This is a genomic window from Streptomyces sp. cg36, assembly GCF_041080675.1.
Lineage (GTDB): Bacteria > Actinomycetota > Actinomycetes > Streptomycetales > Streptomycetaceae > Streptomyces.
Genome location: NZ_CP163520.1, coordinates 7,234,152 through 7,253,274, shown reverse-complemented (window position 1 = coordinate 7,253,274; position 19,123 = coordinate 7,234,152). Strand labels below are relative to the sequence as shown.

Below are 19,123 nucleotides of genomic sequence, written 5' to 3'. Positions count from 1 at the left end.
CCCCGGCTCACTCCTGGGGCAGCGCCTCGCGGAGCCTGCGCAGGGAGGCCGCGTTGTTGCCGAACTGGTTGATCGCGGGCGCTCCCCGGTGGGCCGGGCCGTAGCCGTGCTTGAGGAAGTTGGCGAAGGAACCGCTTGCGCTCAGGTCGACGAAGAAGTGGCGCTCGGGCTCCGGGAACGCCGCCGCCATCAGCGCGTCGAAGCGGATGGGCTCGCGGATCACGTCCCACAGATAGCGCTCCAGGTACCCCGGCGCACCCGGGTCCACGACCGTCGCGTGCGTGGCGGAGTACAGCGGCAGCCGTGCGGCGCGCAGCGGCACCGCGCGGGCCGCGTCCATGACGTCGGGGCGGATGACGTCCAGGTGCGGGGAGTGGAACGCCTGGCGGACCGGGAGGCGCACCGCGATCACGCCCTCCCCGTCGAGTGCGGCGCGCAGCTCCGCGAGCCGGTCGGCCGAGCCGCTGACCAGGAAGTTGCCGTCGTAGTTGACCCCGGCCAGGGTCACCGCGCCGAACAGGTCGGGCCTCGCGGCGAAGAGCGCCGGTGCCGCGAGCACGCTCAGCATGCCGCCGTCACCCCGCTCGGCCAGCAGCCGGGCCTGGCGCATCACCAGCCGCAGCCCGTCCTCGAAGTCCATCGACCCGGCGACGGTGGCCGCGACGTACTCCCCCAGGCTGTGGCCCAGGACCGCGTCCGGCCGCACGCCCTCCTCGCGCAGGACCTCGGTGAGGCTGTGGCCGATGCTGTACAGCGCCGCGTGCGTGGTGAGGACGGAGTCGTACTCCTTGCCCTTGCGCGCGTCGTCGTAGATCGCGTCCACCAGGGAGGCGCCGCCCGCCGCCCGGTGGGCCGCGCTGCACCGGTCGAGGGCGCGGCGGAACGCCGGGTGGGTGTCGTACAGCTCGCGGCCCATCTGGTGGTACTGGGTGCCCTGGCCGCCGTACATGAACACCAGCTCGGTGCGCGGCCGGGCGCTCACCGCGGGTGCCGGGGGCTCCTCGGCGAGCGGCAGCGGGTCCTTGAGGATCTGGTCGCTCAGCTTGGCCAGGACCCGGCCGGGGCCGATCTCGTGGAAGGTGCGGTACCCCTGGCCGATCAGCCAGGACATCGACTCGTACCACTTCACCGGGCTGGATATCTGGCGCGTCAGATACTCGGCGTACCCCTGTTCCGGATAGGGGCGGGCCGTGTAGTTCGCCACGACCGGAATCGTCAGCTTCCGCAGCTCGAAACCGGCCAGATAGCGGGCGAACTCCTCCTCCACCTCCGTCATGCAGCGCGAGTGGAAGGCCGCGCTCACGTTCAGCGGGATGAAGGCCGCCCCCGCGTCGGTGAAGGCGGTGCGCAGCGCGGGGTCGAAGACCTCGTCGTACTCGCCGGAGACGATGCACTGCTCACGGGAGTTGATGTTGGCGATGTCGAGGTTGCGAAATGGCAGCCCCTTGAGGATCCCGTCGACCCGCCGCTGGTCGAGGCGGACGACGGCCGCCATCGCGCCCTTGGGCGCCCGGCTCATCAACTCGCCGCGTCTGCGCACCAGTTGGAGGCCGGTCAGGAAGTCGAAGGCGCCCGCCGCGAACAGCGCGCAGTACTCCCCCAGGCTGTGCCCGGCCACCACGTCGGGCAGTTCGCCGCCCGCCGTACGGTCCAGATACGTCAGGGCGTTGACCACGTACAGCGCGGGCTGGGTGTACTCGGTCCTGGCCAGCACCTTGTCCGGGTCCCGCAGACAGAGCTCCTCGATGGAGTAGCCGAGGCAGGCATCGGCCTGGGCCACCAGGTCGGGGAACTTCTCGAAGAGGCCGGCCCCCATTCCCTTGTGCTGCGAGCCCTGGCCGGGGAAGACGTAGACCGATTTCATGAGTGACTCCCATACGTTCCAAGCCGTTGGCCCAGCAGGGCCGATGTCTCCCGCAGCAGGTGCTCCGCGACGGCGGCCACCCGGCGCTCGCGCCACTTCTCCAACGGGGTGTCCCGCACCCAGGCGTTGAAGGCGCCCATGGCCGGACCGCAGTGGATCTGGTAGTCGACCCGCTGCTCGGTGCTGCCCGCCATGGCCAGGCGGGTGGAGTGGACGAAGTACCAGCGGAAGACGAGCGCCATCTTCTGCTTGGGGCTGCGCTCGATCTCCGCGAGCCGCTCCGGGAAGCGCCGCGCGACATGGGCCCGGGTCTCCGCCCACACCTCGTCGATCGGGCGCCGGAAGAACTTCCGCTCCAGCGTGTCGCGGGTGCGCGCGTCCAGGTCGTCGAGGGAGTCGTGGCGCAGGTACAGCTCGTACAGCTTCTGGGCGCGCGCCGGGAAGAACAGCCCCTTGCGCACCGCCTGGACCTTCGCGCCGACCTCGAACATGTCCCCGGCGGGCGCGTACTCCGTGTCGTGGACGCCGAGTTCCCCAAGGATGTCCTTGACGGCGTCGCTGGTGCCCGCCTCGACCGTGCACTGGTTGATGGAGCCGGTCATCACGAAGTCGGCGCCCAGGGTGAAGGCGGCGAGCGCCGCCTCCGGGGTGCCGATGCCCCCGGCCGCCCCCAGGCGCACCGGCTCCGCGTACCCCTCCTGTGCGCAGACGCGGTCGCGCAGCGCGCGCACGGCGGGCATCAGCACATAGGCGTTGCCGCCGTCGGTGTGGCCCGCCGAGTCGGCCTCGACGCACAGGTCCTGGGCGAGCGGCAGCCGCGCGCCGAGCTCGGCCTGCTCGGCGGTGACCAGTCCCCGCGCCAGCAGCTCCCGTACAACCTCGGGCGGCGCGGGCCGCAGGAACCGCTCGGCGACCTCGGTGCGGGAGACCTTGGCCAGGACGTGGTGGGCCTGGGTCACGTTTCCGGCCGCGTCGCGCGAGAGCCCGGCGAGCCGGTAGCGCACCAGGGCCGGGGTGGGGGTGATGTAGGCGGACGCCTCCACCGTACGGACGCCGTGGCGCAGATACAGCTCCACGGTGCGCATCTCCTGCTCCGGCTCCTGCGGGCTGCTCAGCAGGTTCACGCCGAACGGCTGCCCCTGGTCGAGCGCCCGGCGGATCCGGGTGAGGGCGTCGTCGATCGCGTCCGTGCCGAGGCCGCCGGTGCCGAAGAAGGAGAGCAGCCCGGCCCGGCCCATCGCGGTGACCAGCTCGACCGAGGCGATGCCCTTGTACATCGAGCCCGCCGCGTAGGCGTACCGGACGCCGTGCGCGGCACGGAAGCGGGCGCTCCCGAGCGCCTCGGGCCCCACGGCGAAGGACGCGGGGGCGCCGGCGGGGCGGGGAGCCGCTTCGGGGCGGGGAGCCGCTTCTTCGTCGGGTCCGGCCGGGGACGCCTCCCACGGGAAGACGCCCTCCCGCGCGTACCGCTGGATGGCCCGGACGTTCTCCGGGTCCTCGAAGACCAGCCGGTTGGTGGCCAGCGCCGCGCTCTTGGCGTGCTCGGTCACCGGCGACAGCTCGCGCAGATACGCCTTGTACCGCCGCACCGCCTTCTTCGACAGCCGCCCCAGCCGCTGGAGGTGGGTGCGCAGCAGCGCCTCGCTGTCCGGCCCGTACGCGTCGACCAACCCCCACTCGCAGGCCCGCGCCGCGTCCGCGGTGCGGGTGGTGGCGGCCAGGTAGTGGGCGTGCTGGAAGCCGGTGCGGCGGATCAGGAACGGGAGCACCACGGCCGGTATCAGCCCGAAGAGCAGCTCCGAGAGGCTGAACACCGCGCTCTCGTCGGCGATCACCACATCGCTCGCGGCGACCAGCCCGACCCCGCCCGCGTTGGCCTTGCCGCGCACGTGCGCGACCGACAGGAAGTCGCCGTACGCGAGGAGGCGGAACAGGTCGAAGAGCGGCTCGGGGTCGGCCGCCGTGCGCCCGCCCTCGCGCGCGGCCTCGCCGATCGCCCCGAAGTCGGCGCCGAAGCAGAACACTTCGGGCAGCCCTTCGAGCACCACGACGGTGGCGGACGAGCGCGAGGCACGGGTCAGGACCTCGGTGAGCTCGCGCACCAGGGTCTCGTTGAGCGCGTTGTCCGCCTCGGGCCGGTGGATCCGCACGTACCAGGTGGTGCCCTGTTCGCGCAGCCGGAGCGTGGTGGGGACCGGTCCGTCCGTCAGCCCACCCATGCGTACTCCCGGTGGTAGTCCTTGATCTCCCGCAGGACGAGCCGGGGCGCGCCGCCGTTGCCGGTGGCCGCGACGAGGTCCTGGCCGACGGTCGTGTCGCGGGTGCCGAAGCGGATGAAGTCGCGGGCGCTCAGCAGCCGGTCGTACTCGTCCAGGGAGAGCCGGTAGCGGCCGTCCAGATGGGCCGCGATGCCCATCTCCTTCAGCCGGGCGGCCCCGTCCGGGGTGACCACGCCGCTGTAGAACTCCGAGCAGCAGCCCGACCCGTAGGAGAAGCAGCCCAGGCGCCGGGGCGCGTCGAAGCCGCCGTTGCAGACGGTGCTGGCCAGCGAGAGGAAGACGGTCGCGCCCATGATGTTGCCGACCCGGCCGCAGTACTCCAGGCCCGGCAGCACCCGGCGCTCGAAGTCCTCGGCGATCTCGGCGCCCTTCGCCCCGGCGACCTTGCGCATCATCGTGCGGTGGGCGCCCTTGACCATGCCGCCGAAGGGGGTGTGGAAGGCGAGGTACTGGAAGGTGTCGCGGTAGTCGGCGCCCGTCACCTTCTTCTCGTACGCCCGGTAGGACTGCTCGCAGCAGTCCAGGTACGACATCAGGGACAGGTCGACGTCACCGGCCTCGCTGTCGGGGGCCGGGCGGCAGGTGTCCATGACCTCGTAGCCGTAGTAGCCGCTGGCTCCCACGTCGAGCTGGAAGACGTGCGGGGTGTCGCTGATCAGCATCGCGACCGCGCCCGCGCCGCCGCTGGGCTCCGCGTACGCCCACTCCTGGGCCGCCGCCTCGTCGCCGTCCTCCAGCAGATAGCGGGAGATGTCGGTGGCGATGACCAGCGCCTTCGCGCCCGGTGACGTCCGGGACAGGATGAAGTTGCAGGCCATCTGGAAGCCGGCGGTACCGGCGTAGCACGCCTGCTTGAGTTCGAACATCCGGCAGTTGCGGCTCAGGCCCAGCTGGTCGTGGAGGTAGGTGCTGGTCGACTTGGAGAAGTCGATGCCCGACTCGGTGCAGGTGATCAGCAGCTCGATGCTGTCCTTCTCCTCGGCGCTCAGCCGGTCGAGGAGCGGCCGGGCGGCGTTGGCGCCGAAGGTCACCGGGTCCTCGAAGGGGAGCGCCACGGTCTTCTCCCTCATCAGGAGGTTCTCCAGGCGCGGGAGGTCGAGCCCCCGGTGCTGCGCCAGTGCCTTGACGTCCAGCACTGCCGAGCCGCCAAACACGTTCATCGCTTCGATACCGACGCGGGACATGACCTTACGCTCTCCGTGATTCGCACTTGCTCATGCAAAGTGCCGTGTTGATGCCGCCGAATCCCATGCTCAGGCTCAGACAGTGCTCGATCTCGGCCTCGACGGCCTCGCCGCGCACCCAGCGCAGCCGGTCCTCGATCGGCTCCACCAGATTGCGGGTGGGGTGCAGCCTGCCGTGCCGCATCTGGAGCAGCACGGCGACCGCCTCCACCGCCCCGGCCGCGGTGAGTCCGTGTCCGGTGATCGACTTGGTGGCGTTGACCCGGGCCCGGGTGAGCCCGGCGGCCAGCAGGGCGTCGGCCTCGGTGCGGTCGCCGACCGGTGAGGCCGTGCCGTGCGGGTTGACGTAGTCGATGTCGTCCGCCGCGAGTCCGGCCCGCTCCAGGGCCTGGCCGATGGCCCGCACCTCGCCCTCCAGCGACGGGTTGGGGTTGCGGTTGCCGTCCAGCTGGACCGACCAGCCGCTCAGCTGCGCGTACGGCCGCACGGGCGCCGGGCGGGCGCCCACGCGCTCGACGACCAGCGCGCCGCACGCCTCCCCGAAGACGAAGCCGCCCCGGCCCGCGTCGAACGGACGGCAGGCCAGCTCCGGCGCGTCCGCGCCGCTCTCCGGCGCCATCGCGCCCATGGCGTGCAGGCCGAGGTGCTCCCAGTACGAGAGGTCCATCAGCGCGCCCACCGCCACACACGCGTCGACCCGGCCGGACGCCACCGCCTCGGCCGCCTCGATCACCGCCAGCTGGCCGCTGGCCGAGGCCCCGCCCACGGTGTGGGCGAGGCCGCGGATGCCGAACGCCGCCGTGGCGAGCCCGCACAGATCGGTGTCCAGGAAGGACATCCCGTAACTGGGCCGCAGGAAGCGGGGCCGGTCGCGGTGGCGGTCCTGGGCGAGGGTGAGTTCGCGCTGCTGGAGGTTGCTGCCGCCGACGACCAGGCCGACGCGCTCGGCGGGGACCTCGTCGAGGCGCGCCTCGGTCCACGCCTCCTCCAGGGTGGCCAGGAGGACCTGGCCGGTGAGGGAGACGGTCCGCAGCTCGCGCGCGGCCAGCCGGCCCGTCGGCGCGAAGGAGGGTATCTCCGCGCCGACGAACCGGGTGCCGGCCTGGCGGCCGGGCCGCTCCATGACGGCGAACCGGTGCGCCCCGGCCAAGAGCGCCTCGGCGAAGGCGGCCTTGCCCTGGCCGACGGCGGTGGTCACCCCCAGCCCGGTGACGGCGATCTCGGGCACGTTACCGGGCCGCCGAGGTCTTGTCGGCGAGGTGGCGGGCGAGCTCGCCCAGGTTCTGCGGGCCGAACGTGTCGACCAGCGGAATCTCCAGGTTCATCGCCTCAAGCACGATCATCACGATCTCGGCGCGGTCCATCGAGTTGGCGCCGAGGCCGTCCAGGGAGTCGGTCTCCCGGAAGTCGTGCCCGTCGAGCTCCGGCAGGACCTCGACGATCGCCTCGTGGATCAGGGGCAGGATTTCTTCGCTCTTCATAGTCACACCATCACTAGGGGGAACAGGGGGAACAGAAGGGGCAGGGGGACAAGGGAAGCAGGAAACGGGCGGGGCCGGTCGGGCGGGAGGGGACGGGAGCCGTCACCCCTCCGCGCCGGCCGTCACAGCTCCGCGTCGGCCGCGGCGGCCCGCAGCTCGGCCGCGCTCGCGCCCGGATTCGCGACGATCTTGAGCAGCAGCCGTTCGTACAGCGCGGCCATCCGCTCGGCCGTGCGCCGCGCGAACAGATCGGTGCTGTACTCCAGATAGCCGCTCAGACCGGCCGCGCTCTCCCGGACCACGAGGTTGAGGTCGAACTTCGCCACCCCCGCGTCCGAGGAGACCGGCAGCGTGGCGAACTCCGGTACCGGGGCCGCCTCGCCCGGCGGGACCGGCGCGGGCGCCGGGATCAGGTTGAACATCGCCTGGAAGAGCGGCGAGTGCCCCGGATCGGGCTCGGCGACCAGCTGCTCGGCGAGCCGCGCGAACGGCACGTCCTTGTGCTCGTGCGCCTCGGCCGTGACCCGCTTGGCCCGCTCCAGGAGCTCGTCGAAGCTCTCGTCGCCGCCCGTGTCGAGCCGCAGCACCAGCACGTTGATGAAGTAGCCGATCAGCTGCTCCAGCGCCGGGTCCGGGCGGTTGGTCACCGGCGAGCCGATGGCCGCCTCCCGGTCCTCGCCGTACGCGCCGAGCAGCACCGCGAACGCCGACAGGAGCGTCATGTAGAGCGTGACGCCCCGCTCCTGGCCGTACCGGCGCAGCTGGACGAGGAGCTCGCCGGGGACGTTCACCGCGACCGTGGAGCCCCGGTGGGACTTGACGGCGGGGCGGCGGTAGTCGGTGCGCAGCGAGAGGCGGGCGGGGAGCCCGGCGAGCTTGCCGCGCCAGTACGCCTCCTGCCGTTCGAGCTCCGCCGCGTCGACCGCGCGGTGCTGCCAGTGGGTGAAGTCGGCGTACTGGAGCGGCAGTTCGGGCAGCTCCGGTTCGGCGCCCCGGCGCAGCGCCGCGTACACCGCGTTCAGCTCGGTCAGGAAGACGCCGGTGGACCAGCCGTCGAAGATCCCCCAGGGGCGGGTGACGACGGCGATGTGCTCGTGCGGCGACAGCGTCAGCAGGTGCACGCGCAGCATGTGGCGGTCCCGCGGCGCGAACGGCCGGGCGCGTTCGGCGCGCAGCCATTCCGCGACCGCCGTCTCCCCCGCCATCTCCTCGAAGGCGACGGCGAAGCCGGTGGCGTCGTTGACCTGCTGTACGTGGACGCCGTCGCTCAGCACATAGCTGGTGCGCAGCACCGCGTGCCGGGCCACCAGCGCCTCGAAGGCACGGGCGTAGGCGGCGCGGTCCAGGGTGCCGACGATCCGGTAGGCCATCTGCACGTTGTCATAAGCGCTGCCCAGGTGCTCGCGGTGGTTCAGGAACCACAGCTCGCTCTGCTGGAGGGAGAGCGGCGCGCTCAGGGCGCTGCGGCCGGGCTCCACCAGCTCCAGCGCCGTCGCCGCGCCCGCCGGGGACTCCAGGGCCGCCGCCATCTCCCGCACGGTGGCGCCGCCCAGGATCACCTGGAGCGGCAGGTCCTTGCCGGTCTCCTGCTTGACCCGGATGGTGAGCCGGGTGGCGAGCAGCGAGTGGCCGCCCAGGTCGAAGAAGCCGTCCTCCAGACCGACGCGGTTCAGTCCCAGCACGTCCTCGACGAGACGGCACAGCGTCCGCTCGGCCCCGGTGCGCGGGGCGACGTACACCTCCTTGTGGAGGTCGCTCTCGTCCGGGGCGGGCAGCGCCTTCTTGTCGACCTTGCCGTTGGTGGTGATCGGCAGCTCTTCGAGCGCCACGAAGACGCTGGGCACCATGTACTCGGGGACCCTGGCCGCCAGGTGCTCGCGCAGGACCCGGGTCATGCTCTGGCCCATCCGGGCCACCTGGGGGGCGTTGGCGAGCCGCGCCCGGCGGTAGGCGCCGCGCGCCCGCACCCGGGGCAACTCCCCCTTGCCGAGGACCAGGTCGAGGCCGTCGGGGCGGTCCTGCGACCAGGTCACGGCGACCCGGTGGCCGAGCTCCTCCGCGTACCGCAGGGCCTCCTCCAGTTCGCGCACCCGCCCGGTGGCGTCGGCCGTCAGGCGGACGCCGCCCGGCAGCGGGTCCACCTGGCGGTTGGCGGGCCAGCGCGTCAGGCCCTCGGCGACCAGGACGTCGTCCTCGACGCGCGGGTTGGTCAGACCGGTGACGCCGAACCGCTCCGGCACCTCGCCCGCCAGGAGCGCGCGCAGCGCCCCCGGCGAGTCGGCCTCCAGCCACGGCAGCGGCTCGGCGGGCTCGCGCGCGCCCTTGGTGAGCACCACGTCGTAGCGGTAGCTGAGCATCTCGTTGTCGCCCAGGCCCCGCTTGACCATCAGGTCGACGGCGCCGAGCTCTTCGAAGCGCTCCTGAAGGCCCGCGAAGAAGGCCGGGCTGACCAGCAGTTCGCCCTCCTGCCTGCGGCGGCGCTGGACCTGGGCGGCGAGCGCCCCGGCCGAGGCGCGCACCTGGGTCCGGCTGCGCTCCATGGCGCCGAGGTGCGCGGAGAACAGGTCGAGGTTGCGCACGTCGCCGATGAGGATCCGGCCGCCGTCCTCGACGAGCGGCAGGATCCGGGCGACGACCTCTTCCAGGTAGACCCGGTTGGGGAAGTACTGGACCACGGAGTTGAGCACGACCGTGTCGAAGGTGGTGCCCTGCGGCACCGTCACCGACAGGGCGTCTCCCTGGCTGAGGGTGAGGTGCGACCAGCCGCGCCGCTCGGCGCCGCGCCGCACCCCGGCGAGGGCCGAGGCGGAGATGTCGACGGCGTGCACCGACTCGCAGGCGCCCGCGTAGCGGTACAGGAGCAGTCCGGTGCCGCAGCCGATCTCCAGGAGGCGGCGGGGCCGCAGCTCCTCGATCCGCGCCACCGTGCCGTCGATCCACTCGCGCATCTCGTGCTCGGGGATGAGCTCACCGGTGTAACTGCTGTTCCAGCCGACCAGGTTGAGCTCGGCCTCGGCGGCGTCGGCGCCCGCGTCGTCGGCCGCCGCGTACTGGTCCTCGAAGAGCTTGCGCCACTGGCCGAGGTGTTCGGCGTTCTGCTCCTCGGCGGCCTCGTCCAGCCAGGCGTCCGTGGGCCGGACGTGGGCGACGAGCTTCTTGGTGTCGCCGCTGTCGCGGGTGGTGACGACGGCGCTGTGCACCGAGGGGTGGGTGTGCAGCGCGCTCTCGATCTCGCCGAGCTCGACGCGGAAGCCGCGCACCTTCACCTGGTCGTCGATCCGGCCGACGAACTCCAGGGCGCCGTCCGGCAGTCGGCGCACCAGGTCGCCGGTGCGGTACAGCCGTGCGCCGGGGACGTCCGAGAACGGGTCCGCGACGAACTTCTCCCCGGTCAGCCCCGGGTTGCCGAGGTAACCGCGCGCCACGCCCTCGCCGCCCACGCACAGTTCACCGACCACACCGCACGGCACCAGCCGCAGCCCGGGGTCCGTGACGTGGGCGGTGGCCCGGCCGATGGGGCGGCCGATCGGGATCGGCGCGTCCTCGGCGAGGTCGCGCGGGATCTCGTGGCAGGTGGAGGCGATGCTGTTCTCGGTGGGGCCGTAGGCGTTGACGACGGTCAGGTCCGGGTGCGCCGCGTACAGCGTGCGCACGTCGCGGGCGGCGAACGCCTCGCCGCCGACGCCGAGATAGGTCAGCGGCAGCGTGCGGTGGCGCGACGCCTCGGCGAAGGCGGGCAGGAACGCTGCCGACAGCGCCATCATGGTGACCCCGGAGCGCTCCGCGCGGTCCAGGAGCTGTCCGACGTCCTTGGAGTCGCCGTCGTGCAGCACCAGCCGGCCGCCGTTGAGCAGCGGGCCGAGCACCTCCTGCGAGCCGACGTCGAACGAGATCGACGAGTGCTGGAGCACCACGGTCCGCTCGTCGGTCGGGAAGTACGTCCGGTTGCGCACCAGCCGCACCACACCGCGCTGCTCGACGAGCACGCCCTTGGGGACGCCGGTGGAGCCCGAGGTGAAGATCACGTACGCCAAGTGGTCCGGGGTGAGGCCGAGTTCGGCGCGCGAGAGGTTGTGCTCGGGGCGGTCCGCGAGGACCTGGACGCCGTCCGCCGCCCGCTCCCCCGTGTCCAGGTGCAGCACCTCGGTGCCGTCGAGCACGGCGCCCGGCAGGTGGGACTGGCTGAGGACCAGGGTGACGCCCGAGCTCTCGACGAGCGTACGGATGCGGGCCTCGGGGTAGCCGGGGTCGATCGGTACGTAGGCGCCGCCCGCCTTGAGGATGCCGAGCAGTCCGGCGACGAGCTCCGGCGAGCGCTCGGCGCACAGGCCCACCAGGGTGTCCGGGCCGACGCCCCGCTCGCGCAGCTCGTGGGCGACGCGGTTGGCGCGGGCGTTGAGCTCGGCGTAGCTGAGCGCGGTGTCGCCGTGTTCGACGGCGATGGCGTCGGGCCGCCGCTCGACCTGCTCCTCGAACAGCTCGAAGAGACAGCTGTCCTGCGGATACGGCTGTGCGGTGGCGTTCCAGTCGGTGAGCAGCTGGCGGCGCTCGGGCGCGGGCAGGATGTCGACGGCGAGCGCCTCGGTGCTCGCGCCGCCGTCGGTGGCCAGCGCGGCCACGATGCCGGTCAGGGCCGCTTCGAGGTAGCCGATCAGCGCGTCGGGCGACAGCGAGGCGTCGACCTGGGCGTTGAGCGACAGCTCGGTGCCGGTGTCGTCGATGGAGAGGCCGACCGGGTAGTTGGTGCGGTCGGCCGAGCCGAGCCAGCGCACGCCCTGGGCGTCGGTGCCGACCGGGCCGTCGTCGTCGCGGCCGGGCTCGAAGTGGCGGAAGTTGATCATCGAGCTGAAGAGCGGTACGTCGCCCTCGACCCCGCTGCACCGCTGGGCGGCGATCAGTGAGCTCTGCTCGTAGGTGATCAGCTCCTTGAGCGCCGAGTCGACCTCGGCGACCAGCTCGCCCACGGTGCGCCCGGCCAGGCGCACCCGCAGCGGCAGGGTGTTGATGAAGTTGCCCAGCATCCGCTCCACGCCCGGCACGCCCTGGAGGCGGCCCGACAGGACGGTGCCGAACACCACGTCGTCGCGCCCGCTGCACGCCGCGACCACCACGGACCAGGCCGCGTGGCACAGCGCGGCCGGGCTGGTGCGCAGCCGCTGGGCCTCCGCGCGCAGATCGCGGGTGAGGCCCGGCGCCAGCGAGCGGCGCAGATCGCGCACCCCGCGCCCGTCGCCGCGCACATCGGCCAGGCCGAACGGCGTGGTCGGCTCGGTGACGTCGCCGAGCCGGTCCCGGAAGAACGCCTCGGCGTCGTCCGAGGCCAGCCGGTGCAGGGTGTGGGCGACGAAGTCGCGGTAGGGCGCGGGCGGCGCGAGCCGGTCCACGCGTCCCGACATGTGGGTGACGAGCTCGTCGAGGATGAGCCGCAGCGAGGTCGCGTCCTCGATGAGGTGGTGTGCGCTCAGCAGCAGGAACCGGCGCGCGGAGTGCGGGTCCTGGGCGACGGCCAGCTTCAGCAGCGGGGCGCGGCCCAGCGTCATCCTTCCGGGCCGCTCCAGCAGGGCGAGCGCCTGCTCCTCGGCGTCCCGGTCGGGGTCCAGCGCGAGGTGCTCGACGGGCAGTCGGGCGGTGCGGTGGACGACCTGGACGGGTTCGGGCAGGCCCGCCGTGAGCACGGCGGTGCGCATCACGTCGTGCCGGTCGATCAGCGACTGGAGGGCCGCGGCGAACGCGTCCCCGGCCGCCGCGTCCTCGGCCGCCAGCAGGATCGGGATGACATAGGGGTCGTTGTCCGGATCCATCAGGTGGTGGAAGAGGATGCCCTCCTGCGAGGGGACCAGCGGGTAGACGTCCTGCACGTTGGCCGCGCCGCCGGGCACGGTCGCCACGACCGCGTCGATCTGCGCCTGGGTGAGCTCCACCAGTGGCAGCAGCTGGGGGGTGATCCGCTCGCAGTGCGCCGGTATGGCGTTCGGCGGGACGGTGAAGTCGGCGCGCGCCTCGGCGCCGTCGATCCCGGCGGCGAGCAGCGCCAGCGTCGGGGCGTTGAAGACCGTCCGCACGGTGACGGCGAGACCGTGTTCCTTGAGGCGGGCGATGAGGACGGTGATGAGCAGCGAGTGGCCGCCCAGCGCGAAGAAGTTGTCCTCGGCGCCGATCTTCTCCCCGTCGAAGCCGAGGAGTTCGGCCCAGAGGTCGGCCAGCAGCCGCTCGGTGCCGGGGCGCGGGGCGACGTAGGCGTGCTGGGCGTAGGCGTCGATCCCGGGGGCGGGCAGGGCCTTGCGGTCGAGCTTGCCGTTGGCGGTGACGGGCAGCGCGTCCAGGACCACGAAGGCGCTGGGCACCATGTAGTCGGGCAGGGCGCGCTCCAGGTGCGCGGCGAACTCGGCGCGCCGGTCGGCCGGTTCGCCCTCCGGGACCGTGTACGCCACCAGCCGCGGGCTGCCGGGCCGGTCCTCGCGGACGACCACGACACAGGCGCGCACGCCCGGGTGCTGGGCCAGGCGGTGCTCGATCTCGCCGAGCTCGATGCGGTGGCCGCGCAGCTTGACCTGGTCGTCGATGCGGCCGAGGAACTCCAGGTTGCCGTCGGCGATCCGCCGTACCAGGTCGCCGGTCTGGTACATCCGGGCGCCCGGGGCGCCGTCGAACGGGTTGGGCACGAACCGCTCGCCGGTCAGCTCCGGGTTGTTGAGGTAGCCGCGCGCGAGTCCGGCGCCCGCGATGTACAGCTGGCCGACGCATCCGATGCCCTGCGGCTCCAGCGCCTCGTTCAGGACGTGCAGCTGGATGTTGTGGATGGGGCTGCCGATGGGGACCGTGCGCAGCGGGCGGTCGGCCGGGCAGGTCCAGTGGCTGACGTCGACGGCCGCCTCGGTGGGCCCGTACAGGTTGTGCAGCGGGGCGGGGTGCAGGGCGTAGTGCCTGGCGCAGAGGTCGCCGGGCAGGGCCTCGCCGCTGCAGAACACCTGGCGCACCGAGGAGCAGTCGGCCCAGCCGGCCTCCTCCACGACCGAGCGCAGCATCGACGGCACGAAGTGCAGGGTGGTGACGCCGGTGCGGCGGATGAGGGAGACGAGGTGGGCGGGGTCCTTGTGGGCCTCGGGCTCGGCGACGACGAGGCGTGCGCCCGCCATCAGCGGCCAGAAGAACTCCCACACCGACACGTCGAAGCTGAACGGCGTCTTCTGCAGGACGACGTCGTCGGCGCCCAGCTCGTAGGTGTGCTGCATCCACTCGATGCGGTTCACCGCCGCCCGGTGCTCGACCATCACGCCCTTGGGGCGGCCGGTGGAGCCGGAGGTGTAGATGACGTACGCCAAGTGGCCTGAGCCCAGGCCCAGTTCGGCCGCGTCGGGGTTGTCCTCGCCGAGGCCGGTGAGCTCCTCCCCCGCGTGCGCGACGCGCCCCTCGGCGTCCACGGTGAGCAGGTGCTCCGCCGCGGCGACCGCCTCGGTGCCCAGGTGCGGCTGGGTGAGGACGACCTGGACGCCGGAGCTGTCGACCACATACGCGGTGCGCTCGGCGGGGTGGCCGGGCTCGATGGGCAGATAGGCGCCGCCCGCCTTCTGGATGCCGAGGATCGCGGCCACCATCTCGGCCGAGCGCTCCATGCGCAGGCCGACCACGGTGTCGGGACCCACGCCGTGGCGCCGCAGGGCGTGCGCGACGCGGTTGGCGCGGGCGTTGAGCTCGGCGTAGCTGAGCTCGGTGGCGCCGAAGACGACGGCGGTGCGCTCGGGGTGGCGCGCCACGGCCGCCTCGAACAGCTGGTGCAGACAGCTCTCGTCGGAGAAGGGGCGGGCGGTGTCGTTCCACCCGGTGAGCACCTGGTGGCGCTCGGCGCCGTCGAGCGCGGAGAGCCGCGATATGGACGCCCCGGGCCGCTCGGTGACGGCGGCGAGCAGCCGGGTGTAGTGGGCGATGAAGCGCCGCACCGTCGCGCTCTCGTACAGGGCGGTGGTGTACTCCACCGCGCCCACCAGCCCGTCCGGTGTCTCGCGCAGATCGAGGGTGAGGTCGAACTTGGTGATGTCGAAGTCGAACTCGATCAGCGAGACGTCCAGGGCGCCGAGCCGGACTTCGCGCTCGGACTGGGCCTCCTGGAGCACGAACATGGTCTGGAAGACCGGTGAGTGGCTGAGGCTGCGCTCCAGGTCGAGCGCGTCCACCACGGCCTCGAACGGCACGTCCTGGTGGTCGTACGCCTGGAGCGCGCTCTCCTTGACCCGGGCCAGCAGCTCGGGGAAGGACGGGTCGCCCGACAGGTCGGTGCGCATGACCAGGGTGTTGGCGAAGAAACCGATCAGGCCCTCGGTCTCCAGCCGGTTGCGGCCCGCCACCGGGGTGCCCACCGCGATGTCGCTCTGCCCGGTGTACTGGTGCAGGGCCAGCGCGTACACCGCGAGCAGCGTCATGTAGAGCGTGACGCCGTGCCGCTCGCTGACCTCGCGCAGCCCGGCCAGCAGCTCGGGCGGGCAGGTGAACCGCTCGTGCCGGCCCTGGTACGTCCTGGCCTCGGGGCGCGGCAGGTCGGCGGGGAGGGTGAGCCGGGCGTCGACCCCGGCGAGCCGCTCCTTCCAGTAGCCGACCTGGCGCTCCTGCACCTCGTCGACCAGCCACTGGCGCTGCCAGTGCGCGTAGTCGGCGTACTGGATCGGCAGCTCCTCCAGCGGCGCCTCGCCGCCCGCGCAGTACGCCTCGTACAGCGCGACCAGCTCGCGGAAGAAGACTCCGAGCGACCAGCCGTCCGAGACGCTGTGGTGCATGGTGACCAGCAGGACGTGCGACCGCTCGGACTCGCGCAACAGCCGGACCCGGATCAGGGACTCCCGCGCCAGGTCGAAGGGGGCGACCGCCTCGCGCTCGCAGACGCCCGCCAGCTCGGCCGGATCGGCGAGCTCCTCGTAGGAGACGGCGAAGTCGGAGCCGTCGACCGTCTCCTGGTACGGGATGCCGTCGCGCTCCACGAACCGGGTGCGCAGCACCTCGTGGCGGCGTACGATCCCGGCCAGCGCCCGCTGGAGCGCGGGGCGGTCGAGCGGACCGCTGAGCCGCAGCGCCATCGGGATGTTGTAGTACGCGCTGGTCCCGTCCAGCTGGGCCAGGAACCACAGCCGCTGCTGGGCGAAGGAGAGCCGCACCGGCTCGGTCGCGGACCGGGGGCGCGGGGGGATGGTGTCGAGCGCGGAGAGGTCCACGCCCTGCTTGCGCAGCAGCGCGATCAGGGCGCGCTGCCGCTTGGCGGGCAGCGACCTGATCTTCTTGATCAGGTCGGCGCTGTCGTGGTTCACAGTGGTCATCGTGCGGCCCCGGGTTCCTGGTTCTGGCTTTCCAGAGCGTCCAGCTCTTCGTCGCTCATGCTCTCGATCAGACCGAGGCTCTCGCGGATCCTCTCCACGTCGACCAGGCCCTCCTGTGCGCCCGCGGGCGCGCGTCGTTCCAGCTCGGCGGCCATGCCGGCGAGCGTCGGGGCGTCGAAGACGGCCTGGATGGGCAGGTCCGCGCCGCTCTGCTGCTTCAGGCGGTTCACCAGCCGGGTGACCAGCAGCGAGTTGCCGCCCAGTGCGAAGAAGTCGCTGTCCACGCCCAGGTGCGCCACCTCGGTGTGCAGCAGCTCGGCCCAGACGTCCGCGACGGCGCGCTCGGTGGCGGTGCGCGGCGCGACCAGGCGCTCGCCCGGGCCGCGGGTGCTCTCGGGGTCGGGCAGGGCCCGGTGGTCCAGCTTGCCGTTCTGGGTGAGCGGCAGGGCTTCGAGCAACACCTGGGCGGCCGGGACCATGTAGTCGGGCAGGGACCCGGCCAGCGAGGCGCGCACGTCGTCGAGGAGGGCGGCGCGCGACGCCCAGCGCGGCGCGGCGGCGCCGTGCTCGTCGGGCCCGGGCGGCCGGGCGCCCTCCTCGCGGACCGCGTACACGTTGTAGAGCGGGGTGCCCTGGAGCAGCCGGTTGTCCTGCTCGCTGACCACCCGGTAGCCGAGGGCCCGCAGCAGCGTCTCCACCTTCTCCAACTGGCCGTCCACGTCGTGGAGTTCCACCACCAGCTGGCGGATCTTCGGCCAGTCGCGCCAGTGGATGCCCTTGAGCACCTCGTACTCGGCGTTCTCCACGTCGATCTTCAGCAGGTCGACGCGGTCCAGGCCGTGCTCGGCGACGATCTGTGAGAAGGTGCGCAGCCGGCAGGTGAACCGCTCGCTGTCCAGCCGGGCGTCGACCAGCTCCGCCACCAGCGCGTCACCGGCGACGGTGCCGTCCTCGGTCAGCTCCTCCTGGTTGCGCAGATAGGAGCGGACCATCTCGTGCGCCTGCTCGGCGGTGGTGACGCTGCTGGAGATGACGGTGTTGTGGCGGTAGAAGGTGAACGTCTCCTCCTTCGCCTCGGCCGCCAGGCCGCACTGGAACACCTGGGCGTTCAGCCCGTGCAGCTCCACGTTGCGGCGCAGGGTGTCGAAGACCGGCGGGATCGGCTCGAAGGCGAGGATGCGCGCACCGGGGGCGCGCACCCCCGCGAAGAGCGTGAACATGCCGATGTTGGCGCCGACGTCGACGATGGTGTCGCCGTCGCGGATGGTGATGCCGTTGCGCAGGTATTCGAGGTTGGTGAAGATCTCCTCGTAGACGAAGTCCGTCTCGCTGCGGTTCTGCTGGAACACCGTCGTGCCGTCCGGCAGTTCGTAGGTGCGCTCCAGCGCCTCGGGCTCGGTGCGCTCGATCCGCAGCAGCTCGCGCACGGCGTGCGCGCGCCCGGCCGACGGCACCACGTAGGACACCAGCCGACGGTCGCCCTCGCCGTACTCGCGCACGACCACGCGCGCGTCCTCGACGCCCGGGTGGGCGAGCAGCTTCGCCTCGATCTCGCCGAGCTCGATGCGGAAGCCGCGCACCTTCACCTGGTCGTCGTTGCGGCCCAGGTACTCCAGCGTGCCGTCGGGCAGCACCCGGGCCAGGTCGCCGGTGCGGTACATCCGCGCGTCCGGCTCGGGGCAGAACGGATCGGCCAGGAAGCGCTCGGCGGTCAGCCCGGGCCGGTTGAGGTAGCCGCGGGCCACCCCGGCGCCGCCGACGTACAGCTCACCGACCGCGCCGACGGGGGCGGGCCGCCCGTGCCGGTCCAGGACGTAGGTGCGCAGGTCGGGGATGCGCTCGCCGATCGGGCTGACGGCGAGGTCCGCGTCGGCCCCGGTGAGCGGGCGGTAGGTGACGTGCACGGTGGTCTCGGTGATCCCGTACATGTTGACCAGCCGGGTGTCCCGGTTGGCCGGGCGGGCCAGCCACGGCTTGAGGGCGGCCACGTCCAGCGCCTCGCCGCCGAAGACGACCGTGCGCAGCCGGTGCGCGGCCGGGCTCTCGCCCTGGGCCGCGATCAGCTGCCGGAAGGCACTGGGCGTCTGGTTGAGGACGGTCACCCCCTCCGCGCACAGCAGGGCGTAGAAGTCCTTGGGGCTGCGGGTGGTGGCCTGCTCCACGATGACCAGCCGGCCGCCGTGCAGCAGCGCGCCCCAGATCTCCCACACGGAGAAGTCGAAGGCGAAGGAGTGGAACAGCGTCCACACGTCGTCGCGGCCGAACCCGAACCACGGCTCGGTGGCGGTGAACAGGCGGGTGGCGTTGCGGTGTTCGACCATCACGCCCTTGGGCGTGCCGGTGGAGCCCGAGGTGTAGATCACGTACGCCAGGTGAGCGGGCGTCAGACCCGTGGTGGCGACCGGCAGATCGGTGTCCGGGCGGTCGGCCCACAGGTGCGCGTCGGCCCGTACGTCCACGACCGGCACCTCGGGGGCGCGCAGGCCCTCGGGCAGCGGGCCGTCCACCAGCAGGGCGCGCGGCGCGCTGTCGGTGAGCAGATGGCCGAGCCGGTCCACCGGGGAGGCGGGGTCCAGCGGCACATAGGCGCCGCCCGCCTTCAGCACGGCGAGCAGGCCGATGACGATGTGCTCGCTGCGCGGCAGGCAGAGCGCGACCAGGACGTCCGGGCCGACGCCCAGTTCGCGCAGATGGCGGGCGAGCCGGTTGGCGCGGGCGTTGAGCTCGCGGTAGGTGAGGCTCCCGGCGCCGTACGAGAGGGCGACGGCGTCGGGGGTGGCGGCGACGGCCTCCTCGAACCGCTCGTGCAGCGCGCGGCCGTCCGCGTACGGGCGCGGGGCGCGGTTGTCGTCGACGAGCAGCCGGTGGCGCATCTCCCCGGGCAGCACCGAGATGTCCAGGGCGGCCACCGGCTCCTCGGTGTCGAGCGCGTCGAGCAGCCCGGTCATGGCGGTCTCCAGGTACGCGATGACCAGGGCGGCGTCCTGCGCCTGGTCGATCTGCGCGTCCAGGG

Annotated in this window: 7 protein-coding genes (1 of these 7 running past the window's edge); all 7 read right to left on the bottom strand. The window is 72.6% G+C overall.

Going from position 1 to position 19,123, the window contains the following annotated elements; all coding sequences use genetic code 11:
- Positions 1-7: 7 nt before the first annotated feature.
- On the bottom strand, positions 8-1,864 hold the full coding sequence (gene fabD, locus AB5J87_RS32035) for an ACP S-malonyltransferase (RefSeq protein ID WP_369381814.1): 1,857 nt from the start codon (positions 1,862-1,864) through the stop codon (positions 8-10).
- Positions 1,861-4,083, bottom strand: coding sequence for an enoyl-CoA hydratase/isomerase (locus AB5J87_RS32030; RefSeq protein ID WP_369381812.1), 2,223 nt, complete (start codon positions 4,081-4,083; stop codon positions 1,861-1,863). The genes fabD and AB5J87_RS32030 overlap by 4 nt, the downstream gene beginning before the upstream one ends.
- Positions 4,071-5,327 (bottom strand): hydroxymethylglutaryl-CoA synthase family protein, encoded by a 1,257-nt coding sequence (locus tag AB5J87_RS32025; protein ID WP_369381810.1) that lies wholly within the window; start codon positions 5,325-5,327, stop codon positions 4,071-4,073. Before AB5J87_RS32025 ends, AB5J87_RS32030 begins: the two co-directional genes overlap by 13 nt.
- A 4-nt stretch (positions 5,328-5,331) precedes the next feature.
- Complete coding sequence (locus AB5J87_RS32020) at positions 5,332-6,555, bottom strand: beta-ketoacyl synthase N-terminal-like domain-containing protein (RefSeq protein ID WP_369381808.1); 1,224 nt, start codon at positions 6,553-6,555, stop codon at positions 5,332-5,334.
- Position 6,556: 1 nt separating this feature from the next.
- Positions 6,557-6,808, bottom strand: a complete 252-nt coding sequence (locus AB5J87_RS32015; protein ID WP_369381806.1) for an acyl carrier protein — start codon at positions 6,806-6,808, stop codon at positions 6,557-6,559.
- Between the two features lie 122 nt (positions 6,809-6,930).
- The gene (locus AB5J87_RS32010) at positions 6,931-16,110 is read right to left on the bottom strand and encodes an amino acid adenylation domain-containing protein (RefSeq protein WP_369381805.1); all 9,180 of its coding nucleotides are present in this window, start codon (positions 16,108-16,110) and stop codon (positions 6,931-6,933) included.
- Positions 16,107-19,123 carry the final stretch of an amino acid adenylation domain-containing protein gene (locus tag AB5J87_RS32005; protein ID WP_369381804.1) on the bottom strand. Its footprint extends 4,555 nt past the window's final position, so only the last 3,017 of its 7,572 coding nucleotides appear in the window; its start codon lies beyond the right edge, outside the window — the gene reads right to left on this strand; the stop codon is at positions 16,107-16,109. The genes AB5J87_RS32010 and AB5J87_RS32005 overlap by 4 nt, the downstream gene beginning before the upstream one ends.

Excerpts from the sequence above, each read along its gene's own strand:
- AB5J87_RS32025 (WP_369381810.1), bottom strand. The coding sequence starts at position 5,327 with ATGTCCCGCGTCGGTATCGAAGCGATGAACGTGTTTGGCGGCTCGGCA.
- fabD (WP_369381814.1), bottom strand. The coding sequence starts at position 1,864 with ATGAAATCGGTCTACGTCTTCCCCGGCCAGGGCTCGCAGCACAAGGGA.
- AB5J87_RS32015 (WP_369381806.1), bottom strand. The coding sequence starts at position 6,808 with ATGAAGAGCGAAGAAATCCTGCCCCTGATCCACGAGGCGATCGTCGAG.
- AB5J87_RS32030 (WP_369381812.1), bottom strand. The coding sequence starts at position 4,083 with ATGGGTGGGCTGACGGACGGACCGGTCCCCACCACGCTCCGGCTGCGC.
- AB5J87_RS32010 (WP_369381805.1), bottom strand. The coding sequence starts at position 16,110 with ATGACCACTGTGAACCACGACAGCGCCGACCTGATCAAGAAGATCAGG.